We start from the raw sequence: 25,239 nt of genomic DNA on the forward strand, positions 1-25,239 counted from the left end.
GCTCCCTCGCTGTCAAGCTATTCCGCGGCGCGGGACAAGGGCGCACCGCCCGCGCGGATCACCGACAGCAGCTCCTCGCGCCGCTTCGCCGCCTTCGCCTCGTTCGCCGCCTTCACCGGACCGAAGCCGCGGATCATGAGCGGAAGTTCGGCGAGCGCGACAACCGCGTCCATCGTCGCCGGGCTCGCCTGCGGCAAGACCTCGGCCATATCGGCCTCGTATTGCGCGATCAGCGCCCGCTCCATTTTGCGCTCCTCGGTACGGCCGAACAGGTCGAACGGGGTGCCGCGCAGGATCTTGCCCGCCGAAAGCAGCGGATAGACCCGCTCGATCCATTCCCCGAAGGCGCGCTTTTTCGGCCGCCCGTCCGGGCCTGTCTTCGTCAGCATCGGCGGCGCGAGGTGGTAGGTCAGCTTGAGGTCGCCGTCGAAAGCCGCGCGCGCCTTTTCGCGCGTGTCCCGCAGCAGCCGAGCGACCTCGTATTCATCCTTGTAGGTCAGCAGCTTGTGATACCCCTTCGCCACCGCTTCCTTCAGGCGAGGGTCAGAAATGCCCTCCAGCATCTTCTGGTAGCGCTTCGCGTAGCGCTTGGACTGGTAGGCGGTCAGATGCGCGACGCGGGTGGCGATCTTGGCCTCCAGCGTCTCGGGCAGCTTGATCACCTTGTCGGCGGTCACCTTCACCGCGTCCTCGGGGTGCAGGACCGCCCAGCGGCCGATCTCGAAGGCGCGCTGGTTCTTCTCGACGGCGGCCCCGTTCAGTTCGACGGCCTTCAGGATCGCCTCGTGCGACAGCGGCACCAGACCATTCTGCCAGGCCGCGCCCAGGATCATCATGTTGGAGAAGATCGTGTCGCCCAGCAGCGCCTCGGCCAGCGCGGAGGCGTCGAACATCGTCAGCCGGTCGCGCAGCCGCGCCTGGAGCGAGAGTTGCAGCCGGTCGGCGGGCAGCTTGAAATCGGCGTTGCGGGTGAACTCGCCGGTGACGATCTCATGCGCGTTGACCACGGCGCCGGTGCGGCCCGTCGAGGTCAGGCCCAGCGTCTTGGCCTGGGCACTGACCACCAGATCGCCGCCGATCAGGGCGTCCGCCTCGCCCAGCGCCACGCGGATCGCGCTGATATCCGAAGGTTTCTCAGCCAGGCGGCAATGCAGCGCCACCGCGCCGCCCTTCTGCGCCAGCCCGGCCATCTCCATCAGCCCGGCGCCCTTGCCATCGAGATGCGCGGCCATTGCCATGACGGCGCCGATGGTCATGACGCCGGTGCCGCCCACGCCGGTGATGACGGTGTTCCAGGTGCCATCGATGGTGGGCAGATCGGGCTGCTCCATCTCGGGCAGATCGACCGATCGCGTCGCGGCCTTCTTGAGCTCCGCGCCCTCGACCGACACGAAGCTCGGGCAGAAGCCTTTGACGCAGCTGTAATCTTTGTTGCAGGTCGACTGGTCGATCGCCCGCTTGGTGCCGAAATCGGTCTCGACCGGCACGATCGAGACGCAGTTCGACTGCACCCCGCAATCGCCACAGCCCTCGCAGACATCGGTGTTGATGAAGATCCGTCGGTCCGGGTCGGGGAACAGGCCCCGCTTGCGGCGGCGGCGCTTTTCGGCGGCGCAGGTCTGGATGTAGAGGATGGCCGAGACGCCCTCGACCTCCTGCATCTTCTCCTGGACCTGGGGCATGTCCTCGCGCTCATGCCAGTCGAGCCCGGGCGGGAATTTGGACTTATCGACATCCTCCTTCTCGTCGTAGACGACCACGATTTCCTTGACCCCCATCGCCTGCAATTCCTTGGCGATCTGCTCGGGCTGGAGGTCGCCCTCATTGTGCTGCCCCCCGGTCATGGCGACCGCATCATTATAGAGGATCTTGTAGGTGATATTGGTGCCGGCCGCCAAAGCGGCGCGGATCGCCAGAATGCCGGAGTGGTTGTAGGTGCCCTCGCCCAGGTTCTGGAACACATGCTTGCGCTTGGAGAACAGGCTCTCGCCCACCCAGTTGACCCCCTCGGCGCCCATATGGGTGTAGCCCTCCGTCGAGCGGTCCATCCAGAGCGCCATCACATGGCAGCCGATCCCGGCCCCGGCCCGCGCGCCGTCGGGCACCTTGGTCGAGGTGTTGTGCGGACAGCCGGAGCAGAACCACGGCGTGCGCACCGCGATCTCGGAGGCGTTGTCGGAGCGCTTGACCTCGGAGATGCGCGCCAGCCCGACCTCCATCCGGTCGGTCATGCGCCCCTCTTCCTTGAGCACGCGCCCCAGCTTTTCGGCGATCTCGGTCGGGTCCAGGGCGAAGCTCTGCTTGAACAGCAGGTTGCCCTGACCGTCCTTGTGGCCATAGACGCGCCGGCCGCGGCGGTCGTCGAAGATCGCCTCCTTGACCTGCACCTCGATGAGCTTGCGCTTCTCCTCGACGCAGACGATCAGCTCCAGCCCTTCGGCCCAGTCATGCAGGCCCTTCATGTCCATGGGCCAGGTCTGGCCGACCTTGTAGGTGGTGATGCCCAGCCGCTCGCATTCGGCGTCGTCGAGTCCCAGCAGGCCCATGGCGTGCACGAGGTCGAGCCAGTTCTTGCCGTGAGAGACGAAACCGATCTTGGCGCCGGGCTTTCCGTGCATCCGCTTGTCGATACCGTTGGCATGGCTGAACGCCTCCGCGGCCCAACGCTTATGGCCGAGCAGGCGCTCCTCCTGCGGAATCCAATGGTCGTTCAAACGGATGTTCAGCCCGCCCTCGGGGATCGGATAATCGGGAGTGACGAAGGACAGCCGGTCGGGGCGGCCGTCGACGACGCTCGTCACCTCGACCGTGTCCTTCATCGTCTTGAGGCCGACCCAAAGGCCGGAATAGCGGCTCAGCGCATAGCCGTAGATTCCGAAATCCAGGATCTCCTGCACGCCGGCGGGGCTGAGCACGGGCATGTGCACATCGACCAGCGCCCAGTCGGATTGGTGACAGGTCGTGGAGCTTTCGCCGGTGTGGTCGTCGCCCATCGCCAGCAGGACGCCACCGTTCCTGGACGTGCCGGCCATGTTCGCATGCCGCATCGCATCGCCCGAACGATCCACGCCGGGCCCCTTGCCATACCAAAGGCCGAAGACGCCGTCATACTTGCCTTCGCCGCGCAGCTCCGCCTGCTGCGCGCCCCAATGGGCGGTGAGGGCGAGATCCTCGTTGAGGCCGGGCTTGAAGACGATGTCATTGGCCTCGAGCACTTTCTTGGCCTTGGCCATATTGACGTCCACCGCACCCAGCGGCGAGCCGCGATAACCGGTGACGTAGCCCGCGGTGTTCAACCCCGCCCGGCGGTCCCGCTCCTTCTGCATCAACATGAGGCGGACCAGCGCCTGGGTGCCGTTGAGCAGCACCTGCTCCTTCTCGAGATCGTATCGATCGTGCAGGGAAACGTCTTGGCGCATGGCTCAGATCCTCCTGACCAATATATAGGTCACGATAACTGACCTATAAAGCGGTTTCTTTTATCTTGAGCTTATCGTCCGAGTGACATCATGCGAAGCAAAGCGTGGTGAGCGGAGGAATCGTCATGGACTGGGATAAACTGCGGATCTTCCATGCCGTTGCCGATGCCGGGTCGCTGACCCATGCGGGCGACGTGCTGCATCTGTCGCAATCGGCGGTCTCCCGGCAGATTCGCTCGCTGGAGGAATCGCTCGACACCACGCTGTTCCACCGTCACGCGCGCGGGCTGATCCTGACCGAGCAGGGCGAGTTGCTGTTCGATGCGACACAGCACATGACCAAGCGGCTCGAAACCGCCGCCGCCCGCATTCGCGACAGCGAGGAGGAGGTGTTCGGCAATCTGCGCGTCACCACGACGATCGGCTTCGGCTCGATCTGGCTCGCGCCGCGGCTGCACAAGCTTTACGCTAAATATCCAGACCTGACCCTCGACCTGATGCTGGAGGAACGGGTCCTGGACCTGCCCATGCGCGAGGCCGACGTGGCGATCCGCCTCAAGGAGCCGTCACAGGCCGATCTGGTGCGCAAGCGGCTGATGGACGTCCGGATGCAGCTCTTCGCGACGCCCGAATACATCGCGGAGAATGGCAAGCCCCTGACGCCGAACGAGTTGCCCGAGCATCGCCTGATCTGTCAGAACGTCAGCGCAACGCAGGTCTCGGCCGGGGCGATGCTGGTGCGGGAGCTGATGAGCTATCCGATCGGGCGCCTGCTGACGGTGAACAACTATTTCGGCGTGCTTCAGGCAGTGCTGTCGAATCTGGGCGTGGGCGTCTTGCCCGACTATTTGCAGCAAGATTTCCCGAACCTCGTCAGGGTGATGCCGGAGGTCGAGTCGAACGAGGTGCCGGTCTTCCTGGCCTTCCCCGAAGAGCTGCGCGGATCGCGCCGGGTCGAGGCGTTCCGCGATTTCGTCCTGGAGGAGGTCATCGCCTACCGCCGGTCCCGGCAGGAACGCGGGACCTGACTCTCGTCAGCCGTCCCGCGAGCTTTGCGCTAGACGCATAGCGGAGTTGCACCGCTCGGTTCAAATTCTGCCTTGTCCGTAGTCACACTGCTTCCTATTTGTCCTCTTGAAGCGGCGCAGCGCGCCCCTTCACCTCCCTGTTGGACTTGGCCGGACTTCGCGTCCGGCCATTTTTTTTGCGGTCAGCCCGCAGCTTGTGCGGCGACCTCACGGATGCGCCGCACCATCGCGCGCAATCCGTTGGAGCGTTGGGAGGACAGATGCTCGTCCAAGCCCAGCCGGGCGAGTTCCGCAAGTGCATCGACGGCACCGACCTCAGCCACCGGCAGCCCGCCATAGAGATCGTGCAAGACGGCGATCAGGCCACGGACGATCATGGCATCCGACTCGCCCTCGAAATCGAAGCGCGCATCCGGCCCCTCCCCCTCGATCCGCGGGTGAATCCAGACCTGGCTGGCACAGCCATCGACCTTGGTCGCCGGCACCTTCAGCGCGTCATCGAGCGGCGGGAACGCCTTTCCCATATCGATGACGTGCCGATACCGGTCCTCCCAATCGTCCAGGAACTCGAACGTCTCGACCAGCTCTTCGAACTTTTCCTGTGCCATGGGGCCCCCTTTCCCGCCTGGAGTTAGGGGCCTCGGCCGATGGCGTCCAGCGGCTTCCCATGCCGCACCGGATGGGCTAGCCCAATCGCGGAGACGAGGAGAGACGAGATGCGCAAGGCGACACTGGCAGCGGGCCTGGCCCTCCTGGCGCTGGCGGGCTGCGGCGGCGGCGGCGAAAGCGGCGGCGGAGGCATGGGTATTCGCGCCTTCGACTTCTCGAACAATCGCGACGTGCTCGACGAACTGCGCGCGCGACTCGGCGAGCCGCTGGTCGATCAGGTCGTCTCGATGGAGCTGTCGCCGACGCCGGGCGGCGTCATCGTCTCGGCGGTCGGCCTGCCGCCGACGCAGGGCTTCTGGGACGCGACCCTGGTGCGTGTGCCGACCGACGAGGCCGCGACCCTGCTGCTGGAGTTCCGGCTGCTGCCCCCGGTAGAGCCGCGCCCGGTCGGCACCCAACCCTCCCGCGAGGTTCTGGCGGGCACCTTCCTGTCTCGGCAGGATCTGGCGGGCATTCGCACCGTCGCGATCCAGGCGCAGCGCAACCGGGCGACCTCCCGCCGGTGAGCGCCCAAGCGGCCGGCGGCCGCTCAGGTCACGCCCGGGCGTTGGCCAGCTTGGTGCCTTCCGCCAGAGTGGCGAGCTTGGCATAGGCGATATCCGGATCCACCGCCCCGAACCCGGCGAAGGTGCCAAAGCCGCAATCGCTGCTGGCAATGACCCGGTCGGCCCCGACGATCTGCACGAAGCGGCCCAGGCGCTCGGCGACGACCTCGGGGTGTTCGACGAAGTTCGAGGTCGAATCGATCACGCCCGGCACCAGCACCTTGTCCTCGGGGATCTCCGACGCGCGGTCACGGAATACCTGCCATTCGTGGGCGTGGCGCGGGTTCGAGGTCTCGAACAGCAATTGCGACGCATTCACCGACAGGAAGGTCGAGAAGACCGTGTCCATCGGGATGTCGCAGACATGCGGACCCTCGTAATTGCCCCAGCAGATATGAACGCGCACGCGGGACGGGTCGATGCCGGTCAGCGCGGCATTCAGCGCCTCGACATGGCCGGCAGCGATCTTGAGGAACTCCGCGTCCGTGAGGTCGGCGAACAGCATGTGCCGGGACAAGGCCAGATCCGGGCAGTCGACTTGCAGGTAGAGGCCGCTGTCGACGATGGTGCGGTATTCGTCGCGCATCGCATCCGAGAGCGCCGCCAGATAGGCATCGCGGGTCGGGTAGAAATCGTTCTGCAGGAACAGCGAGATGACACCCGGCGATGCGGCGTTCATGAAGCCTTCGGCCGCGCCATGCTCGGCCATCGCGGCCTTGAGGTTGGCAATGTCGGTCTTCAACTCGTCCTGGCCCTTCGAGCGGACCTCGCCGGTGCACATCGGCCGCGCGTATTTCGGGGTCCCCCCATCGGCCGCGAGGCGCTTCAGGAAGTTGGGGAAGAGCTTGAGATCGGCGGGCGCGTTGCGGGGGCTGTCGCCGGAGAACCCGGTATAGCGATCCTTCACATAGGTCGCGTAGCTGATCTTCGAGGTCTCCCCATCCGAGACGATATCGATGCCCGCCTCGACCTGCCGACGCACCGTCTCGGAGGAGGCGGCGGTCATCTGCGCATCGAAGGCGGCCTGATCATAGGCCTCGCCCCGCTCCCGGGCGAAGATCATGTCGACCGTCTCTTGGGTGCGCGGCAGCGACCCGACATGGGTGGTGCGGATGGGCATGGCGGACTCCTCCTGAATACCTATGCAGGAGTTACATGCACCGGCCGGGAGGGCAACAGATCCATGCCGGGGCAGGTTCGCGGGGCGTCTCGGCGCAGTGTCGCTGTTCGACGTGGCAGCGACGCGGGCGGCCCGGCCCGGCCGCCCGTCGCCTTTGACGCTCCCTTCAAGAGGCCCGCGGCTCCATCCAGCGGCGGTCGAGCTGCCACAGCCCCCAGGCCAGCGGGATCGCGGCCAGCCCTCCGACGACATAGACTAGGGGCTCGTCATGGTAGGTCTCGAAAGCTTGGGTATAGGCGTGGATGCCGGCAAAGGTCACCGCGGCGTTGAAGAGCCCGCGCCGGGCCTTGTGCGCGGCCCAGAATACGGCGGCGGCCAGCGCGAGAGCCCAGAGGATCGAATAGACACCCTCGGGGATGAACAGCGCGGTCTCGTTGAAGGCATCCAGCGCGGCGGCCCAGGCCTCCTGCGACTCGTAGGCCTCGCGATTGCTCCACCAGGAGCGGCCGGGACCCCAGAGCGTCTCCCCCACCCGGTCGCCGAACAGCGAGCCGACCAGCGCGCAGAGATTGGCCACGATCGCCGCCATGATCGCGAGGATACCGCCATGGCGTCCCCAGCGGGGGTCGAGGGAATGGGCCGCCCACAGACCGCCCGCCACGAGCGCGCCCATCTGGAGGATCGAAAGCGTCGGTTCCGGGGAATAGAACACATAGGCCGCGTGCCAGTAGATCGTGCCGGTCGACAGCGCTTGGGCGAAGGGGACGATAGCCAGCGCCGTGACCACGCGCAGATCGGTGACGATCCCCGCGCCGACCAGGGCGGCGGCGGCATAGAGCGAGGCCAGCGCCACGGGCCATCCGGTGATGTCGTTCAGCTCGATCAGGGCGGCCAGGCCCGTCAGGTGCAAGGCCAAGCCCATCAATCCGATCGCCCCGCAGGCAAAGCGGGAGGTCAGACGCGGGCGACCGAGGGCCATGCCGAAGCCTCCAGCCACGGCGGCCCCAAGAAGCAACATGGCCGGACCCGCGATATCTTCGTATTTGTCCATCAGCTCGAAGGCGGCCCCGCCCAGCAGCAGCCCGGCCCCGATCAGCGCCGCCGCATTGCCGAAGAAGCGCAGTGTCTCGCCCCCCTTGGCCAGCGCCAGAAGCCCCCCTGCCAGCGCGACGGCCCCGGCCCCCGCGACCGGCAAAGGCTCGGCCAGCCAGAAGATCAGACCGAGGGTCGCCGCCAAGATGCCACCGGTCAGCAGCAGGTTGATGGCGAGTTTCATCATCGTCTCGCGCGCCTGGGCGCGGAGAATATCGACCTGTGCGGGCGTCAGCGCGCCCTCGGCCAGAAGGCGGTGGGTATCTGCGACGACATACATCAGAGCCTCCAGTTCTTGAACTATGTTCAAATTTTGTAGCGGAGCGGCACCCACGAAAGCAAACACTTTCGTGAACGTCGTTCAATAACGTAGCGTCACTTCCCTTGGGCCGCCAGAGCCGGCTGCACCGTCACGCGGGCCAAAGCGAGGAAGGTCCGGCCGGATCGTCCGTCGCCACGATATGGTAGAGTGCGGCGTCGCCGCTCATCGACGGGACGGCCGCGTGGCTGAGACCCGCGGGCACCGACATGGTGTCGCCGGGCGCGAGCGTGTCCGAGCCGCCGTCCCAGGTCACCCGCCAATGACCGGTGACAGGCATCAGCACGGAGGGCCGGTCGTGGGAATGGGGCGTCTCGGTCGCGCTGCCGCGGGTAATGAGATCGACCTCGAAGCCGGGCCGGTCACGGATGATGCCTTCGGCCCCGATCACCTTGAGCGGCTTTTTCCCGGCCAGCGCGACCATGTCCCAGTAGCGGCGCACGCCCCAGCCGACGACCTGCTGCGGCGTCAGCTCCGGGTAGTCCTTCAACTGCTCGTCCGTGAGCGTCTTCATCGGTCCGACGCCCTCGGGCAGGCTCTGCCCCTTCTTGGTGTCATAGAGCTTGCCGGTCTCGGCCAGGACGAGCCCGTGATCCTTGGCGTCCTCGATCACCTGCGGCGCCCAGATCACGCCGCCGCCCGCGTCGTCACCGCCAAGCACGGCCATGATCATTCCGTAATCGTCGCCGATATTCTCGAAGCCCCGGAAGATGCCCGTCGGGATGTTGATGATGTCGCCCTGCTCCAGCACGACCTCGCCCGCATCGCCCCAGCGCCCCCAGAAAAAGCGCCAGCGGCCGGTCAGGATCCAGAACACTTCGGCGGTGCGGTGCGAATGCAGCGAGTTGCGGCATTTCGGCGGCTGGCCCGCCGCGCCTATGTTGAAGCCATGCGACTCGGTGATGTGGACGAACTGGTCCGCGCTCTCGGAGACGCCGCCCCCGATGATGGTGAAATTCTCCTTGAGGTTGGAGCCGGGCGTATGGGCGTCGATGAAGGCGGTCTTGCAGGGCTGAAGCTCGCCGTAGCGAACGATCGTGGGCTGGGTCATGTCTCTCTCCCGTGATGCATGGGCCGTAAGGGGGCGCGGGCCGCCCCGCGCTCCGCCGACGGCCGGTGGCGGGTCAGGTCGCGCCGAGGTGAATTTGTTTCCAGATGGCGGTCTCGTCGTAGAGCGTCCATTCCCGTCGGATGGACCAGCCATCCGGGCCAAACGGGCCGAACTCCGCATGGGTGATCCCCATCACGTAGACCATCGCCCCGGTGGGCGCACCGAAACCGCCCCAGCCGGAATGGCGGCCCCAGAGCGACCAGCGGACCGCCGCGCGGGGCGGCATCATCGGGTCGTCGCGGCCGATCGCGTGATGGATGGTGAACGCCGCCTTCGGGAAGGCGGCGCGCAGCGGCATCCAGAACCGGTCGGCGCCATCCGGCGAATGCGCGGTCCGGCCGGACGGGTATTCGAGGTGGCACGCCCGATCATACCGCTCGGGGATGACGCGCATGTCGGCGGCCATGATCCGGGATAGGATCTCGGCCAGTCGCGCGCCCCAGGGATTGCCATTGCCGCTGCCGGTATAGGGGCCGGCGCGCTCGGTCTCGGGGGTGTAGGGCGGGACGCAGCGCGACGGCCCGCCCTCCTTCTCGATCAGGTCGACGGCGAAGGCCTCGGGGGTCATCCCCATCTGCCGGACGATCGCGCCCTGGTCGCGCACCAGCCATTCATCGTCGATGACGGTGCCCGAGACATGGCAGTCGGCCAGGATGCGGTAGGCCAGCTTGGCCCCGCTCGCCGGCCCATAGACGCCATCGCCCAGATGCGTCGCCGTGCAATAGAGCCGATGGGAGGACAACTGCCCCCCTGCCCCGTCCTCGCACCAGATCACATCCTCGCCCAGCAAAGCGCGGTCGGGAAACTCCGCCAGCGTGGCCATGGTGGCCCCGATCACGTCCCCGTTGCCGACCACGACCGAGGCGGGCGAGCGCACGACGATGTCCGGGGCGTAAAAGTCACGGAGGGTCGAGATGCCGCGATCCTCCCAGATCTCCTTGGTGATCCCGATGATGTAGTCGGGCAGGTCGTTCCACCGGCCATCCAAGGTCACTCCGACTCCCCCCCGGATCCGCTCCGAGGCAGCCGGGCGGAGCCGCGCACCACCAGCGGGCCTTCGATCTCGATGCGGCTGGGGCGGCGAGAGGGCGTGTCGATGCGCGCCAACACCTCCTCCACGGTGGCGGCGATCATCCGGCGCACGGGCTGGCGCAGGGTGGTAAGGTCATAGGCGGGCCAGGCCGACATCGCGATGTCGTCGAAACCCACCACCGAGACATCGCCCGGCACCGAAAGCCCCAGATCGAAGCGCAGCACGTCCATCACGGCGAGCGCCATATAGTCGTTGCCGACGAAGATCGCGTCCGGCGGGTCGGGCCGGTCCATCATTGCCCGCGCCGCCTCGGCGGCCTCGGCGCGGCTGTAGCGCCCGTCGATCACCTCCAGCGGCGCAGCGCCCGCCGCGCGCAGCCCCGCCTCGAACCCCTCGCGCCGGTCCCGCCCCGTCGAGGAGCCCTGCCAGCCGGAGATATGCGCGATCCGCTCATGCCCGCCCGCCAACAGGAACTCCGCCACGCGGCGCCCGCCCGCCCGGTTGTCGGAAGTCACCGCCGACATGCCGGACTTGTCGATTCCGCGGTTGAACAGCACCACCGGCAGACCGGCCGACGCGCAGCGCGCGACCAGCGCGCCCGAGAGATCCACCGACGCGGCAATCAGCGCGTCCACCTGGTAATCCATCAGCTCCGACACGACCCCGTCCAGATCGGCCCCGGAATTCCCGACGGTAAAGATCAGCAGGTGATAGCCCTCGGCCTGGAGCGCATGGGACAGCTTTTCGACCGCATCGGCGAAGAACGGATTGTCGAGATAAGCCACCACCAGCCCGACGATCCGCGACCGCCCGGTGATGAGCGACCGGGCCAGCACGTTGGGACGGTAGCCCAGTCGCTCGGCCGCTTCGCGGACGCGCTTCTCCATCGCCTCGCTGACCGAGGCCCCTTTGGTGAAGACGCGAGAGACGGCCGACTGGCTGACGCCAGCCGCCCGGGCCACGTCGAGCGAGGTGACCTTCTTGCCGCTCATCCTGCGGTCCATCCGCCATCGACCAGGATCGAGGTGCCGGTGATCATCGCGCTGGCATCCGAGGCGAGGAAGACCACGGCGCCCATGATATCCTCCACCTCGCCCACGCGGGGCAGCTTGATCTTCTCGTCAATCCAGGCGCGACGCACCGGATCGTCGAAGGTCGCCTGGGTCAGAGGCGTCAGGATGAAGGTCGGGCAGATCGTGTTGACGCGGATATTCTTCGGCCCCCACTCGATCGCCATCGCCTTGGTCATGCCCTCGACGCCGTGCTTGGTCGCGCAATAGACGGCCCGGTCGATCCCGCCGACATGCCCCATCTGGCTGCTGATCTGGATGATCGAGCCCCCGCCCTCCATCCGCCGCGCCACGCGCTGCGCCATGAAATAGGCGGCGCGCAAGTTGAGGCTGACGACGGCGTCGAAATCTTCGGGCTCGGTCTCGATCGAGGGCCCGTGCCGCGCCATTCCGGCGGAGTTGCACAGAATGTCGAAGGGCGCGCGCGCCTCCAGCGCGGCGTCCAGCGCGTCCAGGTCGGAGACGTCCAGCGCCAGCCCGTCGGCAGCATATCCGGCCTCGCGCAAAGCGGCCACGGCCGTCTCCACCCCGGCTTCGCTGCGCGCGGCGACGGTCACTTCGGCCCCCGCCTCGGCGAGCGCCGCGGCACAGCCCAGACCGATGCCGCGCGTGCCGCCGGGGACGAAAGCCCGGCGTCCCTCGAGCCGGAAAGAAGGCGTGCGGGGAAGGGTCATGGCGGGTCTCCGAACGAGGTGATGTGCAAGCGTATGCAATCACCGCCGGACTACGGGTTCAAGAGGTTTCAAAGAACTGGAGCATGGTTTGGCGCGTTGCGTTTCGTGTTTCGGCCCCAACCGCGGAACGGATATGACCAAACCGACCGAGATCATCGAGACCCTGGAGGAGAGCGCGACGGCCACCGAAGAGGTCAGCGCGGACCGGGTCGCCGGCCAACTCGGGCGCCGGTCGATCGGCGCGCTGCTCGCCATCCCGGCCGCATTTGAGCTGACACCGATCGGAGGCCTTCCCGGCGTGCCGACGCTTCTGGCCTCGATCGTGGCGGTCGTCGCGATGCAGATCCTGATCGGGCGTCGGAACCTTTGGCTGCCGGATATTCTGGCCCGGAGATCGGTCGGGGCCAGCCGCCTGGCGCAAGCCACCGACCGGCTGCGTCCTGCCGCCGAATGGGCCGACCGGCATCTTGGCGGCCATCTCCCATGTCTCGTGGCGCCACCCGCGCCGCGCTTCGCGGCGGCGGCGATCCTGGCGCTCTGCGCCACGGTGCCGGGGCTGGAGCTTGTGCCCTTCGCCTCCTCGATCCCGATGGGAACGATCGTGCTGTTTGGTCTGGCCCTCCTCGCCCGCGACGGGCGCGTCATGGCGCTGGCCTGGGCCTGCACGGCGGCCGCCTTCGGCACGATCTGGTGGCTCTGGCCCTGACGGTCAGAGCAGCTGCCGCATCCGCGCCAGCACATCCACGCCGAGCTGCGCCCAGATATCCAAGAGGTCCACCGTGACCCAGTTCTCCCGGATCAGCGCACCCTCGACCCGCCAGAAATCCAGCGACCGCATGGTGAGCGTCTGGCCGGCGGGCGCGATCCCCAGCCACCCATCCCCGGTCAATGTCATGCGCATCCCGGGCCACGCCGTGAAGGCGACGTAGTTGCCCTGAGCGAACAGGTGCCCCTGTTCCATCAAAGCGGCCCGGTCCGGCATCGCCGACAGGAAGGGGATCTGGTGATGATCGCGAAAGCCCCGGATCCCCCGCAGGTTCCCGATCCCGCCCGGCCCGTACCAGGAGCAGCGCGGATGCCAGAAGTCCGGGAGACGCATCGCCTCTTCGCCCTGCGGCGAGAGGTGCAGATGCGCCAGCATGTCCTCGACCACCGCGAGCGCGGCCGCCCCGTCCCCTTCGATGCGCAGGCCGTCCTGCGTCGGGGGCGCGGGGACCCTCCCGCGGGCGCCCAAAGGAGGACCCATCGGCCAGAGACCGGCCTGCGCCATCAGATCCGGCAAGTCCCAGATCGCCTGCACCTCCACCGCCCGGCCGTCCTCGATCCGAAAGAACTCGTGGTAGCGCAGCGCGGCCAGGCGGCCCGTCGGCCGGATACCCAGGAACGGCGCGGCGAACCGCCCCTGATAATGGCCCGCTTGCCCGATCCAATCCTGCCCGTGCCCGCAGATCCCCCGAACCGAAATATCGACCCGCCGCTCCACATCCGGCATCGCCGCCCAAAGCGGCGCGAGCGCCGCCTCGACAAGGCCGGCCCCACCGATGACATCCCCGAACGGATGAGACAGATGCACCACCGCATCGGGCGCGACCGCCGCCTCCACCGCCCCACGCATCTCACGCGCGGAGCAATCGCCAAGCGCCTCCAGCATGGATCCTCATCTTGCCAAAAATACCTCAGAGAGCGCGAGAGACAGCGTCTCTCGCAGGCCGTGCCGGGGCTCGATGCCCCGGCGCGGCCTCCCGCTACTCGGCCGCCTCGCGATAGGGCGCGCCCGCGCCATAGGGCACGTTCACACCGCCATAGCGCCGGACCCGCACGTTGCACTGCTCGGCATGGCCCACGAAGCCCTCCAACATGCAAAGCCGCGAGCCGTACTCCCCGATCAGCGTGGCCGCTTCGTCTGTGGTGATCTTCTGATAACTATGGGTCTTGATGAACTTGCCGACCCAGAGCCCGCCCGTATACCGCCCGGCCTTCTTGGTCGGCAGCGTGTGGTTGGTGCCGATCACCTTGTCGCCATTGGACACGTTCGTGCGCGGCCCGAGAAACAGCGCCCCGTAGGAGTGCATGTTCTCCAGATACCAATCGTCCCGGTCGGTCATGACCTGCACATGTTCGGACGCGATGTCATTGGCCAGGGCCAACATCTCGTCATGGTCCTCACAGAGGATCACCTCGCCATATTCCTCCCAGCTCACCCGCGCCGTCTCGGCGGTCGGCAGGATGCCCAGGAGGCGGTCGATCTCGGCCTGGGTCGCCTCGGCCAGCTTGCGCGACGTGGTCAGCATCACGGCCGGCGAGTTATAGCCATGCTCCGCCTGCCCCAGCAGGTCGGTCGCGCAGATCTCGGCGTCGACGGTGTGGTCGGCGATCACCATGGTCTCGGTCGGGCCCGCGAAGAGGTCGATACCGACCCGGCCGAAGAGCTGCCGCTTGGCCTCCGCGACATAGGCGTTGCCGGGGCCGACCAGCATATGGACCGGCTCGATCGTCTCGGTGCCGATCGCCATGGCGCCCACGGCCTGGATGCCGCCCAGAACGTGGATCTCATGGGCGCCGCCCAGATGCATGGCGGCAATGACGGCGGGGTTGGGCTTGCCTTTGAAGGGCGGGGTGCAGGCGACGATGCGCGGCACGCCCGCGACGCTGGCCGTGGCGACGGACATATGCGCCGAGGCGACCATCGGAAACTTGCCCCCTGGCACGTAGCATCCCACAGACTGCACCGGGATGTTGCGATGGCCCAGGATGACGCCGGGCATGGTCTCGACCTCGACATCCTTCATCGAGTCGCGCTGGATGCGCGCGAAATTGCGGACCTGCTCCTGGGCGAATTTGATATCGGCCAACTCCCGGTCCGACAGCTCGCCGATCAGCGCGTCGATCTCGGCCTGGCTCAGGCGGAAGCTCTCGGGCTCGTAATTGTCGAACTTGGCCGCCATCTCGCGGACGGCCACGTCACCGCGCGCCTCGATGTCCTTGAGCGCGGCCTCGACCGACGCACGCACTTTCGCGTCGTCCTCGGCGCGGTCGGCTTCGGATTTGGCGGTCTTGAGATGCTCGGCCATGCACTGTCCTCCCATTGCTGCGGCAAGGATAGGCGAGCCGTGCCGGACGCTCAAACAGTTTTTGCAATCGTATGCAAGTCGCCTACCCGCAGCCGCTCGCCGCCCAGCGTCAGAGCCCCTGCAACCAGGCCGTCAGCGTGGCGATGGCGTCCGGGGTGCGGCCCGGAGAGACGATCTCGCCCGCGATCACGTGTTCGGAGGGATCGTCGCCGGGCGACGGCGGCACCCGTTCCACCGTGACCGCTCCGCCCCAGGCGGCGGCGACGGCTTCGGTGGCTGCGGGCATGACGACCTGATCTCGGGGCGAGAAATAAAAGAGCGCCGGCATCCGGGCCGCGCCCCAATCGAGATCCTCCGCGTGATCCACCAGAGCCTGCATCGGCAGCGCCGCGACGGTGGGATAGCGCGTGGTCCAATGCTCCGCCTGCGCCGCGTTGATCGGCTCGAAGCCCCGCTGCTCCCCGGCAAGAACCGGCACCCAATAGCGCGCCGCGGGCCAGGAGAGTAGCTGCGCCGCCGGACCGGCCACCCGAAAGTTCGGCGAGACCAGCGCGACACCGGCCAGCCCCTCCCGCTCCGCAGCAAGCGCCCGATCCGCCGCCAGGATCGCGGCCAGGAGCCCTCCGGTCGAGGTTCCCACCACAACGACCCGGTCGCCCAGACGCCGGCCGATCGCCATCGCCTCGGCCACGTCCTCCAACCAGTCGCCCGCGCGCGGCTCCGCCATCGCCGCCCCGTCCCGCCCGTGGCCCGCGAGGCGCTGATAGAACAGGTTCGCGCCCAGCGCCGCGGCGGCGCGGTCGGCGACGGGGCGGATTTCCCAGAGGTTGGCCGAGAAGCCGTGCAGGTAGACGATGGCCAGATCGGTGCGTTGCCCGGGCGCGCCGGCCCAGATGATGCGCTTGGCGGAGCCGGGCCGCAGGTTGGGCACCTGGCTTTCGGTATCGGCCAGCCACCCGTCCAGATCCTCCGGCAGAGCCCCCGGATCGAAGGCGATCTCGGTATCGACCTCCTCATAGGGACCCACGACCCAGAGGGCAGCGACCGCGATGGCGAGTCCGATGAAGAGAAACAGAATTCCGCGCAGAACCGTGACCATGGCACCCTCTCTTTCCCCCAGGGCACAGGAGGGCGGCGCTCAGGTCAAGGCGCGATGCGGTCCAGCACCTCTTCGACGCTGCGTTCGATCAGCGCGATCTGGTCCGGCTCCGAGAAGCGGTGATCCGCGCCCTTGACCAGTGTCAGCCGGATGTCGGGCCCCTCGGCATGGGCCAGCAGGCGATGGGCCCAGGCCTCGGGCACGTCGGCATCGGCGGTTCCTTGCAGGAACCGTGTCGGCACCGGCAGCGGCAGGGGGCTGCGGAGCACCAGCCGCTCCCGCCCCTCCTCGATCAGGTGCTTGGTGATGACATAGGGCTCGCCATAGTCCGACGGCACCGCTACGCGCCCGGCTTCGAACAGGGCGACGCGCTGCGCCTCGTCGAATGAGGCCCAATAGCCGTCCTCGGTGAAATCCGGAGCCGCCGCGATGGTCACGAGGCCCGCGACGCGCGACGGATGCTCCCGCGCGATCAGCAGCGCGATCCAGCCGCCCATGGACGAGCCGACCAGCACGCAGGGCTGCGTGATCTCATGGGCGATCACCGCCAGCGCGTCCGCATACCAGGCGCCGATGCTCCCCGCCTCGAAGGTGCCCCCGGATTGGCCGTGGCCCGAATAGTCCAGCCGGAGGAAGGCCTGGCCCCGTGCCCGCGCCCAGGCTTCGAGGGCCAGCGCCTTGGTGCCCTGCATGTCCGATTTGAAGCCGCCGAGAAATACGACAGCGGGGGCCTCGCCCGGGGTGAATTCATAGGCGAGCGGGGTTCCGTCTCGGTCGATCATGGGCATGGCGGGTCCTCCTGGCCCGCAGATAGACCGCGAGGGCCGCACATGCAAACAGGTGACCTAGTAGTCACATGTATTGACAGGTGACCAATGAGTCACCTACAAGACCGATAATGGACACGATCTTCAAAGCCCTCGCCGACCCCTCCCGCCGCGATCTACTCGACGCGCTGCGGCAGGCCGACGGCCAGACCCTTTCGGAGTTGGAGGCCACCTTGCCCATCAGCCGCTTCGGCGTGGCCAAGCACCTGAAGATATTGGAGGAAGCAGGGCTGATAACGCGCCTCAAGCGCGGCCGCTACACCCATCACTACCTCAATGCCGTCCCCCTGGCCGAAGCGCTCAACCGCTGGGTTGAGCCGTTCGAGGTCGCGCCCGCGGCGTCCGGACTCCTCGCTCTCAAGGCCCGGCTGGAAGCGGAGGAAGAAGCGCCCGACGTGACCCATCACAGCTTCATCCGCTGCTCCCGGGACGCGCTTTGGCGGGCCCTGCGGATCGGCGCGCGCCGCCCACTGCGCCCCGGCCCGGACAGCGCCGTCATCGCTGCCGAGACGGGCACGCGGCTCGTCACCCGCCTGCCCCCCCTGGGCGCCCTGCCCGAGACCCGCGTGATCTATGACATCGCGTCCGAAGACGGGCATCAGCATCTGACCGTCGGCCATTATGGCCTGCCGCAACCTCTGCGCGCCCAGGTCGCCGAGAACTGGGCGCGCTGGTCCGCCGCGCTCAAGACCTTTTTGGAGACCGGCGAGGCCGTGGCTTTCCCCCGCCCCGGCTGAGGCATCCCGCCAAATCGAAACATGCAAGCCGTCCGCTCTCACGGGACGGCCACCGGATACCTGCGCCCAATCCATTGCAGACCCGAGATGACCCCAAAGCCCGATTATGTGCTACGCACCTTCATCAGGTGCAGTCAGGATGCACTCTGGGAGGCGCTGACCGCGCCCGAGGACGCCGCCTCCTACCACCCTTACACGCCCGAGGCGGTCCGCGATGGCGACGCGCTGGTCTACAAGCTGCCCGACGGCTCGGACATGCTGGTCTGCCGCGAAACCTCGGTGACCCCGAAGACACGGATCGAAGTGGAGTTCGCGCCGAAATGGGCCCCCAACATCCCCGTTTCGCGCTTCGTCTGGTCGATCGCCCCCGAAGGCGCCTTCTGCGCGCTCACGCTGGAGCATTACGACATCCCCGAGGGCGGCGAAGGCTATGCCGACGGCTGGGAGCGGCTGGTTGCCGGGCTCAAGACCTGGCTGGAGACCGGAACGCCGGCCCGCGTCGGAGAAACCGCATGACCGCGAAGCTCTGGTGGATGACCTGGACCGCGCTCCTCGCCGGGTCGCTTTGGATCCCCTACGTCGTCGGCGTGAACACCGCGCCGAAACCCGCGGGCTAGGACGATCCCTTCGTGACGCCGCCCAACCCGCTGGCCCATCGCCCCTGGGTCGCCCGCGCCTGGCGGGCGCATCTGAACCTGCTGGAGCAGTTCCTGCCGATGCTCGCGCTGGTGCTGATCGCGAACGCGGCCGGGGTCTCGACGGCTGTCACGGTCTGGGCGACGGGTCTGTTCTTCGGCCTGCGGCTCATCCATGCGGCGGGCATGATCGGCGGCTGGGCGCGCATGCCGGTGCGGCCGCTGATTTTCCTGGCGGGCTGGGGCTGCCTCCTGGCCGTGGGGCTGTCGGTGATCGCCGCAGGGTAGTCGTCGCGAAACAGTTTCCCGCGCCGATGCGTTGGCGTGGGAACGACAGGAGCGATGCGATGGTGAGAAAGACCCCGACCGGGCACCAGCCGAGGCCCCCTTCCCCCCGTCCGCCGCGCACCGGCAAGGAGACGACGCGGGAGGGCGACAAGACGAAATACGACACCCCGTCACGGGCGGAGGACGACTTTGCCATCGACGAACAGCGCGAGAAGCGGATCCGGGGCGACGAGACCCCGAAAGACGTCCACGTCCCGGATTGAAGGCTAAGCCCGGGCCGCCCGGTCGGGATCGCGCAACACCATCCGCATGATCGTCTCGATGTTGAACGCGAGCCGCTCGGCCAGGGCCTCGGGCGTCATGAAGGGCCGCTCGAAGAGATGCTCGCCCGTGTGCCGGTTGGTCAGGTAATAATAGCCGATCGCCGCGATGGTGATGTTGAGCTGCACCGGGTCGATCCCGTCGCGGAAATCGCCGGAGGCGACGCCGCGCGCCAGGATGCCGCCGATCAGCTCGGTCAGGCCGCGCGACGGCTCATTGAGGCGATCCGATTCGGCGATATGGCGGGCACCGTGCAGGTTCTCGCTGTTGACGAGGCGGATGAATTCCGGGTTTTCGAGGTAGTAATCCCAGGTGAAGCGCACGAGCGCCTCCATCGCGCGGGGCGGGTCGAGATGTTCGAGTTCCAGCGCCCGCTCCGCCGCTCGGATGTCGAGGTAGGCCGCTTCGAGGACGTGCCGGAACAGATCCTCTTTGGATCCGAAGTAGTGATAGATCATGCGCTTGTTGGCCTCGGCGCGCTCCGCGATTACGTCCACGCGGGCGCCGGCGAGACCAAGGCGGGCGAATTCCTCCTTTGCGGCCTGAAGGATGCGGGCCTGCGTCGCTTCCGCGTCGCGCACCCTCGGCTGGGCCGTTCCGTCCATCGCATCCCCTTTCCGGGCCTTCCGCCGCCCGACCATGCACCTGCTTACGATAGCGCCTCTAGCCCGGGCTTGACAGCGTGGCAAATTAGTAAGTAACCAGTTAGTGTATTTGGCAGCCGACGCGCTCGGGAGGCGAGCGGAGCCGCGCATTTGGGAGGAAGACATGTCGTTCATCAAATCGCTCATCGAGCGTGAGACGGTCACCCGTTGCAACATCCTGCTGGCGGGGGCCTATGGCATCCCGGCCGTGGCCGCGGCGCGCATGTTCGGCCCCTCGGCCGCGCAGGCCCAGACCTATGGCGACCCGACCATCGCCTGGTCCTACCGCAACCGCACCAACCCTACTGGAACGAGATCGTGTCCGGCGGCGAGGCCTTCGTCCGCTCGCTGGGGAAAGCTCCACTCCCAACCCAGCGAGACCACCGCGCGCATCTGCACAGGCGCGGCGTTCTTGAGCCCATCGACCAGCGACAGGACCAGCAGGCCATGGGCCACCCCACCGCGGACGCCCATCGCGCCGGCCGCCGCGTCGTCCATATGGATCGCGAAGCGGTCGCCCGAGAAATCGGCGAAGGCGTCGATATCCGCCGCCGTCACGATGCGGCGCCCGCTCCGCCACCAGGCGCCGACGGGCAGATCGTCCCAGGCATCGTCTCCGGGGGCCAGCTTCACGGGGTGGGCGCGTCCTCGCGCAGCAGCCCCTTCGCCTTGAGGTCGGACCAGAATTCGGCCGGGATCGGGTGATCGAACCAAGCGAGGTTCTGATTGAGTTGCTCGACCGTCCGGGTTCCGGCGATGAAGCTCGGGATCGCCGGATGGGCGACGACGAATTGCAGCGCGGCGGCGGGCAGCGGCACGTCGTACTCGGCGCAGACGGCCTCGATGCCGCGGACGCGCTCCATGATCTCGGCGGGCGCGGGGGCGTAATTGTATTTGGCCCCCTCCTTCGCCCCCGTCGCCAGGATGCCGGAGTTGAAACCGCCGCCCACGACCACCGCCGCGCCGCGTTCCTCGCAGAGCGGCAGGAACTCGTTCAGCGCGTCTTGCTCCAACAAGGTGTAGCGGCCCGCCAGCAGGAAGCAGTCGAAGTCGCGCTGCTTGAGTGCCTCGTGGCAGACCTCCCATTCGTTGACGCCCACGCCGATGGCCTTGACCACGCCCTCGTCGCGCAGGCGAGAGAGCGCCTTCCACGACCCGTCCATCGCCTGCTTGAACACCTCGGGCTGTTCGTCGCCCCGGGTGAAGACGTCGATATCGTGGATGAAGCAGATATCCATCCGCTCCAGCGCGAGGCGCTGGAGGCTGTCTTCGAAGGCGCGCATCGTGCCGTCATAGGTGTAGTCGAACTCCATCACGAAGGGCGCGGCGTTGGTCCAGGGCGCGAAGTCGATCTCCGACCGTTTCGCCGGGACCAGACGGCGCCCGACCTTGGAGGACAGCACGAACGAGTCGCGGTCCTTCCAGCGCAGGCTTTGCCCGGTCCGAAGCTCGGACAACCCGTGCCCATACATCGGCGCCGTATCGTAGTAGCGCACGCCGGCGTCCCAAGCCGACTGGAACATCGCGTCCGAGATCGCCTCGTCGATCTCGCGAAAGATGTTGCCCACCGGCGCGGTGCCGAATCCGAAGGCCGTGACCTCCAGATCGGTGCGGCCGAACTTGACCTTCTCGGACGGTTTCATGGCGTGCCCCTAAGTAACCACTTGGATACTTATGGAAGCACGCCGCGCCTGTCCAGCCCTTTCGGCGGCTTGACGGGAAGCGAAGCAGAGCGCGTGAGTAACGATATAGTTACTCAGGGGAGAGCCATGAATCTGACCGATATCCATCTCCAGGTCCGGGATATGGCGCGCGATTTCGCCGAGGGCGCGATCCGCCCCATCGCCGAGGCGCTGGATGCGGAGGAGCGGTTCCCGGCGGAGCTTTATGCCCAGATGCGAGAGCTCGGGCTGTTCGGCATCGGCGTCCCGGAGGAGATGGGCGGCCCCGGCTTCGACACGCTGACCTACGCGCTGGTGATGGAGGAGCTGTCGCGCGGCTATGCCTCTGTCGCCGATCAATGCGGGTTGGTGGAGCTGATCACCACCCTGCTGGTGCGTCACGGCACCGACGCGCAAAGGAACCGCTGGATGGCCGATGTGATGACGGCCAAGACCCGCGTCGCCTATTGCATCACCGAGCCCGAAGCCGGCACCGACGTCTCCGGCATCCGCACCGAGGCGGTGCGGGACGGCGACGGCTGGATCCTGAACGGCGGCAAGATCTGGATCCATAACGCACCGGTCGCCGATCTGGGCTTCGTCCTGGCCCGCACCGACCGGGAGGCGGGCCATCGCGGCATGTCGATCTTCGTCGTCGATCTGCACGCGTCGGGCCTGGAGCGCGGCCCCAAGGAGCACAAGGTGGGCCAGCGCGCCTAGCAGGTCGGCGCGCTGACCTTCACGGATGTGCGGCTGCCCGCCGATGCGCTGCTGGGGGACGAGGGGCGCGGCTTCCACATGATGATGAGCGTGCTCGACAAGGGCCGCGTCGGAATCGCCGCCCTGGCCGTCGGCATCGGCCAGGCCGGGCTGGAGGCAGCCGTGGACTACGCCGCGCAGCGCAAGCAATTCAAGCGACCCATAGCCGAATTCCAGGGCGTGCAATGGCTGCTCGCCGACATGGCCGTCGATGTCGAGGCGGCCCGGCTGCTGGTGCATTCGGCGGCCACCAAGATCGACCGGGGCGAGGACGCGACCCGCGCCTGCTCGATGGCCAAGCGCTTCGCGGGCGACATGGCGGTGGCGCGCTCGGCGGACGCGGTGCAGGTCTTCGGCGGCTCCGGCTATATCCGGGGCTTCGAGGTGGAACGGCTCTATCGCGACGCGAAGATCACCCAGATCTACGAGGGCACCAACCAGATCCAGCGCATGATCATCGCGCGGGAGCTGATCAAGAACGGGGCGCGGGCGGCGTGACGGGGGGCGCTCTGGTCACCGGCGCGGGCCGGGGCATCGGGCTGGCCTGCGCGCGCGCTCGCCGCGAAGGGCTTCGCGGTCGCCGTCAACGGGCTGACCGAGACGGATGTGGCCGATGCGGTCGCGACACTTCGGGCGGAGGGCGCCCGCGCCATGGCTCTGCCCTTCGACGTGGCCGAGCTTGCGGCGCATGAGGCCGCGCTCGACCAGCTGGAGGCGGAACTCGGGCCCCTCACGACCCTCGTCAACAATGCGGGCGTGGGCGTGATGGAACGGGGCGACCCGCTGAACGCCTCCGAAGCGTCCTGGGACCGCTGCCTGAAGGTCAACGCCAAGGCCCTGTTCTTTCTGACCCAGGCGGTCGCGAAGCGCCTGATCGGGCGGGAGGGATTGCGCGTGATCGTCTCGATCACCTCGTCCAACGCGAGCGCCGTGGCGGTGCCGCGCTCCGAATATTGCGCCTCCAAGGCCGCCGCCGCGATGGCCACCGCCGCCTGGGCCGCGCGGCTCGGCCCCGAGGGCGTGCAGGTCTACGACGTGCGCCCCGGCCTGATCGCCACCGACATGACCGCCCCCGTCATCGCGCAATACGAACAGCGCGCGAAGGACGGCCTGACCCTCATCCCCCGCGTGGGCCAGCCCGAGGAGGTAGGCGAGATCGTCGCCACCCTCGCTACGGGCGGCCTGCCCGACACGACCGGCGCCCTCGACTACATCCTGACCGGCACGCCCCTGACGGCCACGCCGCTCGGTCCCGACCCAGTCCGCGTCTGCTTTTCGGCGGCGCATGTCGTGGCCGATCCCTTCGCCGACGACATCCATGCCATCGACTGGGAGGCGACGATGGCCTTTCGCCGCCATCTGGACGGGCTGAGCCTGGGTATCGCCGAGGCGATGGACACCGCGCAGCGCGGCATGGGCCTGGGCTGGCCTCAAGCGCTGGAACTGGTCCGCCGCACCCGCGCCGAACTACCCGACGCGCTGGTCTTCAACGGCTGCGGGACGGACCATCTGGGCCCGGCGGAGGCGCGCGGCCTCGATGACGTCCGCCGCGCCTATCTCGAGCAGGTCGCGGCCATCCAGGCCGCCGACGCCCGGATCATCCTCATGGCCTCCCGCGCGCTGGCGAAGCTGGCCCAAGGCCCGGACGATTATGTGCGCATCTACAGCGAGGTGCTCGCCGCCTGCGACAAGCCAGTGATCCTCCACTGGCTGGGCGAGATGTTCGACCCGGCGCTTGCGGGCTATTGGGGCACGGAGGGTTTCGCCCCCGCGCTCGACACCGTGGCCGGGATCATCGAGGCCAATGCCGCCAAGGTGGACGGGATCAAGATCTCGCTGCTCGACGCCGAGAAGGAGATCGCCCTCCGCAACCGCCTGCCCGAGGGCGTGAAGATGTATACAGGCGACGACTTCAACTATCCCAAGCTGATCCAGGGCGATGTCGAAAGGTTTTCCCGCGCGCTGCTCGGCATCTTCGACCCGCTCGCCGTCGCCGTGGGCCGCGCCGTGGGACAGTTGGGCGAGGGCGACGTCGCGGGCTTCCGCGCGACGCTTGACCCCATCGTGCCGCTGGCGCGCCACATCTTCCGAGCGCCGACGCAGTTCTACAAGACCGGGGTCGTGTGACTCGCATGGCTCAACGGCCACCAGGACCATTTCGCCATGATCGACGGAGCCCAGGCCAAGCGCCCCCTGCACTACTTCGTCGATTGCTTCCGTCTCGCCGATCGCTGCGGCGTCCTGGCCGACCCGGACCTGGCCATCGACCGCATGACCCGCCTCATCCGGACCTACATGTGATTACCCGCGACCGCCTCGCCCTGAACACCGCGACGCTCGGCGCCAATCTGGGCCAGGGCGCCGGTTGGTCGCCGGAGCGCACCGTCGATGCCTGCGCCGCGCGGGGCTTTGGCGGCATCGTCTTCTGGCGGCAGGAGCTGAAGGGCCGCGCCCAGGCCATCGGAGAGTACGCCCGCGCCGCCGGGCTGCGAGTCGATGGGCTGTGCCGCACGCCCTATCTGACGGGGCCGGATGCGAGCACCGATGACGAACTGGCCGCCTCGCTCGACGAGGCCGCGGCCCTCGGCGCGCCGGTCCTGACCATCGTAACCGGCGGCACCGAGCCCGGTACGACCGGTTTGGAGGACAGCCGCAAGCGCCTCGCCGACCGCCTGCGCCCCGCTTGCGCACGGGCCGAAGCCCAAGGCGTCCGCCTCGCGCTGGAGCCGCTCAACCCGATGTTCGGCGGCAACCGGACCGTCATCTTCACCGTCGCCGACGCCGTGGAGCTGGCCGAGGCGTGCCACCCCGCCCTCGCCATCGCCGTCGATGTCTACCACGTCTGGTGGGACCGCACGCTCGCCCCCGCCTGCGCCCGCGCCGGGGACCGGATCGCCGGGCTGCATCTCTGCGACTGGCTGCGCGACACCTCGGATATATTGCTCGATCGCGGCATGATGGGGGACGGCGTGGCCGACATCCCCGCCATCCGGCGCGCCGTCGAGGCGGCGGGTTATACCGGCCCGTGCGAGGTCGAGATCTTCTCCCGCGACTGGTGGTCCCGGGATCCGGGCGACGTCCTCGATACCATCCTCGACCACCTACCGGAGTGCTGAC

At 67.8% G+C, this 25,239-nt stretch carries 25 protein-coding genes and 1 pseudogene; 11 read left to right on the plus strand and 15 right to left on the minus strand.

Annotated elements, in window-relative coordinates:
* Window positions 1–17: 17 nt before the first annotated feature.
* On the minus strand, window positions 18–3,419 hold the full coding sequence (locus DTQ71_RS05200; RefSeq protein ID WP_109563235.1) for an indolepyruvate ferredoxin oxidoreductase family protein: 3,402 nt from the start codon (window positions 3,417–3,419) through the stop codon (window positions 18–20).
* 125 nt (window positions 3,420–3,544) lie between these two features.
* Between DTQ71_RS05200 and DTQ71_RS05205 the strand changes: the two genes are divergently transcribed.
* Entirely contained in the window at window positions 3,545–4,447 is a 903-nt protein-coding gene (locus DTQ71_RS05205) for a LysR family transcriptional regulator (RefSeq protein WP_109563236.1), read from the plus strand.
* 182 nt (window positions 4,448–4,629) lie between these two features.
* Here DTQ71_RS05205 and DTQ71_RS05210 read toward each other — a convergent pair whose 3' ends face one another.
* The gene (locus DTQ71_RS05210; RefSeq protein ID WP_109563237.1) at window positions 4,630–5,055 is read right to left on the minus strand and encodes a SufE family protein; all 426 of its coding nucleotides are present in this window, start codon (window positions 5,053–5,055) and stop codon (window positions 4,630–4,632) included.
* Between the two features lie 108 nt (window positions 5,056–5,163).
* Here DTQ71_RS05210 and DTQ71_RS05215 point away from each other — a divergent pair, with 108 nt between their 5' ends.
* On the plus strand, window positions 5,164–5,622 hold the full coding sequence (locus DTQ71_RS05215; protein ID WP_109563238.1) for a hypothetical protein: 459 nt from the start codon (window positions 5,164–5,166) through the stop codon (window positions 5,620–5,622).
* A 28-nt stretch (window positions 5,623–5,650) separates the two neighbouring features.
* Here DTQ71_RS05215 and DTQ71_RS05220 read toward each other — a convergent pair whose 3' ends face one another.
* The 6 genes from DTQ71_RS05220 to DTQ71_RS05245 all read right to left on the minus strand — a co-directional run bounded on the left by DTQ71_RS05220 (window position 5,651) and on the right by DTQ71_RS05245 (window position 12,080).
* On the minus strand, window positions 5,651–6,781 hold the full coding sequence (locus tag DTQ71_RS05220; protein WP_109563239.1) for a cobalamin-independent methionine synthase II family protein: 1,131 nt from the start codon (window positions 6,779–6,781) through the stop codon (window positions 5,651–5,653).
* Between the two features lie 166 nt (window positions 6,782–6,947).
* The gene (locus DTQ71_RS05225) at window positions 6,948–8,153 is read right to left on the minus strand and encodes a hypothetical protein (protein WP_172500043.1); all 1,206 of its coding nucleotides are present in this window, start codon (window positions 8,151–8,153) and stop codon (window positions 6,948–6,950) included.
* Window positions 8,154–8,283: 130 nt separating this feature from the next.
* A complete protein-coding gene (locus DTQ71_RS05230) occupies window positions 8,284–9,243 on the minus strand; it encodes a cupin domain-containing protein (protein WP_109563240.1) in 960 nt (319 codons plus the stop codon).
* Between the two features lie 73 nt (window positions 9,244–9,316).
* Window positions 9,317–10,297 (minus strand): nuclear transport factor 2 family protein, encoded by a 981-nt coding sequence (locus tag DTQ71_RS05235; RefSeq protein ID WP_109563241.1) that lies wholly within the window; start codon window positions 10,295–10,297, stop codon window positions 9,317–9,319.
* Window positions 10,294–11,328, minus strand: coding sequence for a LacI family DNA-binding transcriptional regulator (locus DTQ71_RS05240; RefSeq protein WP_109563242.1), 1,035 nt, complete (start codon window positions 11,326–11,328; stop codon window positions 10,294–10,296). Before DTQ71_RS05240 ends, DTQ71_RS05235 begins: the two co-directional genes overlap by 4 nt.
* A complete protein-coding gene (locus DTQ71_RS05245; RefSeq protein ID WP_109563243.1) occupies window positions 11,325–12,080 on the minus strand; it encodes an SDR family NAD(P)-dependent oxidoreductase in 756 nt (251 codons plus the stop codon). Before DTQ71_RS05245 ends, DTQ71_RS05240 begins: the two co-directional genes overlap by 4 nt.
* 133 nt (window positions 12,081–12,213) lie before the next feature.
* Between DTQ71_RS05245 and DTQ71_RS05250 the strand changes: the two genes are divergently transcribed.
* Window positions 12,214–12,786, plus strand: a complete 573-nt coding sequence (locus tag DTQ71_RS05250) for an exopolysaccharide biosynthesis protein (protein ID WP_109563244.1) — start codon at window positions 12,214–12,216, stop codon at window positions 12,784–12,786.
* Between the two features lie 3 nt (window positions 12,787–12,789).
* On the opposite strand, the gene DTQ71_RS05255 is transcribed toward DTQ71_RS05250, so the two are convergent.
* The 4 genes from DTQ71_RS05255 to DTQ71_RS05270 form a co-directional block, all read right to left on the minus strand.
* Window positions 12,790–13,731 (minus strand): ester cyclase, encoded by a 942-nt coding sequence (locus DTQ71_RS05255; protein ID WP_109563245.1) that lies wholly within the window; start codon window positions 13,729–13,731, stop codon window positions 12,790–12,792.
* Window positions 13,732–13,825: 94 nt separating this feature from the next.
* Window positions 13,826–15,151 carry a histidinol dehydrogenase gene (gene hisD / locus DTQ71_RS05260; RefSeq protein WP_109563246.1) on the minus strand — a complete coding sequence of 442 codons (1,326 nt, stop codon included), beginning with the start codon at window positions 15,149–15,151 and terminating at the stop codon, window positions 13,826–13,828.
* Between the two features lie 109 nt (window positions 15,152–15,260).
* Complete coding sequence (locus DTQ71_RS05265) at window positions 15,261–16,250, minus strand: alpha/beta hydrolase (protein ID WP_109563247.1); 990 nt, start codon at window positions 16,248–16,250, stop codon at window positions 15,261–15,263.
* 44 nt (window positions 16,251–16,294) lie between these two features.
* On the minus strand, window positions 16,295–17,038 hold the full coding sequence (locus DTQ71_RS05270; RefSeq protein WP_109563248.1) for an alpha/beta fold hydrolase: 744 nt from the start codon (window positions 17,036–17,038) through the stop codon (window positions 16,295–16,297).
* 110 nt (window positions 17,039–17,148) lie between these two features.
* Here DTQ71_RS05270 and DTQ71_RS05275 point away from each other — a divergent pair, with 110 nt between their 5' ends.
* From DTQ71_RS05275 to DTQ71_RS05290, 4 genes are all read left to right on the plus strand, one after another.
* On the plus strand, window positions 17,149–17,814 hold the full coding sequence (locus DTQ71_RS05275) for an ArsR/SmtB family transcription factor (RefSeq protein ID WP_109563249.1): 666 nt from the start codon (window positions 17,149–17,151) through the stop codon (window positions 17,812–17,814).
* A gap of 87 nt (window positions 17,815–17,901) precedes the next feature.
* Window positions 17,902–18,330, plus strand: a complete 429-nt coding sequence (locus DTQ71_RS05280; RefSeq protein WP_170125302.1) for an SRPBCC domain-containing protein — start codon at window positions 17,902–17,904, stop codon at window positions 18,328–18,330.
* Window positions 18,331–18,443: 113 nt separating this feature from the next.
* Window positions 18,444–18,737: an MAPEG family protein gene (locus DTQ71_RS05285; protein ID WP_245947257.1), complete on the plus strand. Its 294-nt coding sequence runs from the start codon at window positions 18,444–18,446 to the stop codon at window positions 18,735–18,737.
* Between the two features lie 59 nt (window positions 18,738–18,796).
* Complete coding sequence (locus tag DTQ71_RS05290; RefSeq protein WP_109563251.1) at window positions 18,797–19,000, plus strand: hypothetical protein; 204 nt, start codon at window positions 18,797–18,799, stop codon at window positions 18,998–19,000.
* A 3-nt stretch (window positions 19,001–19,003) separates the two neighbouring features.
* On the opposite strand, the gene DTQ71_RS05295 is transcribed toward DTQ71_RS05290, so the two are convergent.
* From DTQ71_RS05295 to DTQ71_RS05305, 3 genes are all read right to left on the minus strand, one after another.
* The gene (locus DTQ71_RS05295; RefSeq protein WP_245947259.1) at window positions 19,004–19,639 is read right to left on the minus strand and encodes a TetR/AcrR family transcriptional regulator; all 636 of its coding nucleotides are present in this window, start codon (window positions 19,637–19,639) and stop codon (window positions 19,004–19,006) included.
* A 345-nt stretch (window positions 19,640–19,984) separates the two neighbouring features.
* Window positions 19,985–20,335 carry a MaoC family dehydratase gene (locus DTQ71_RS05300; protein ID WP_170125303.1) on the minus strand — a complete coding sequence of 117 codons (351 nt, stop codon included), beginning with the start codon at window positions 20,333–20,335 and terminating at the stop codon, window positions 19,985–19,987.
* On the minus strand, window positions 20,332–21,345 hold the full coding sequence (locus DTQ71_RS05305; RefSeq protein WP_109563254.1) for an aldo/keto reductase: 1,014 nt from the start codon (window positions 21,343–21,345) through the stop codon (window positions 20,332–20,334). Before DTQ71_RS05305 ends, DTQ71_RS05300 begins: the two co-directional genes overlap by 4 nt.
* A 126-nt stretch (window positions 21,346–21,471) precedes the next feature.
* Between DTQ71_RS05305 and DTQ71_RS24065 the strand changes: the two genes are divergently transcribed.
* The 4 genes and pseudogenes from DTQ71_RS24065 to DTQ71_RS05320 all read left to right on the plus strand — a co-directional run bounded on the left by DTQ71_RS24065 (window position 21,472) and on the right by DTQ71_RS05320 (window position 25,238).
* The gene (locus DTQ71_RS24065; RefSeq protein ID WP_245947260.1) at window positions 21,472–22,083 is read left to right on the plus strand and encodes an acyl-CoA dehydrogenase family protein; all 612 of its coding nucleotides are present in this window, start codon (window positions 21,472–21,474) and stop codon (window positions 22,081–22,083) included.
* 27 nt (window positions 22,084–22,110) lie between these two features.
* Window positions 22,111–22,620, plus strand: coding sequence for an acyl-CoA dehydrogenase family protein (locus DTQ71_RS24070; protein WP_245947263.1), 510 nt, complete (start codon window positions 22,111–22,113; stop codon window positions 22,618–22,620).
* Between the two features lie 108 nt (window positions 22,621–22,728).
* Window positions 22,729–24,423: pseudogene (locus tag DTQ71_RS05315) on the plus strand (SDR family NAD(P)-dependent oxidoreductase).
* Entirely contained in the window at window positions 24,420–25,238 is an 819-nt protein-coding gene (locus tag DTQ71_RS05320; protein WP_109563255.1) for a sugar phosphate isomerase/epimerase family protein, read from the plus strand. Before DTQ71_RS05315 ends, DTQ71_RS05320 begins: the two are co-directional and overlap by 4 nt.
* Window position 25,239 lies beyond the last annotated feature (1 nt).

This window comes from Jannaschia seohaensis (genome assembly GCF_900116765.1).
In the GTDB taxonomy this organism is placed as follows: domain Bacteria; phylum Pseudomonadota; class Alphaproteobacteria; order Rhodobacterales; family Rhodobacteraceae; genus Jannaschia; species Jannaschia seohaensis.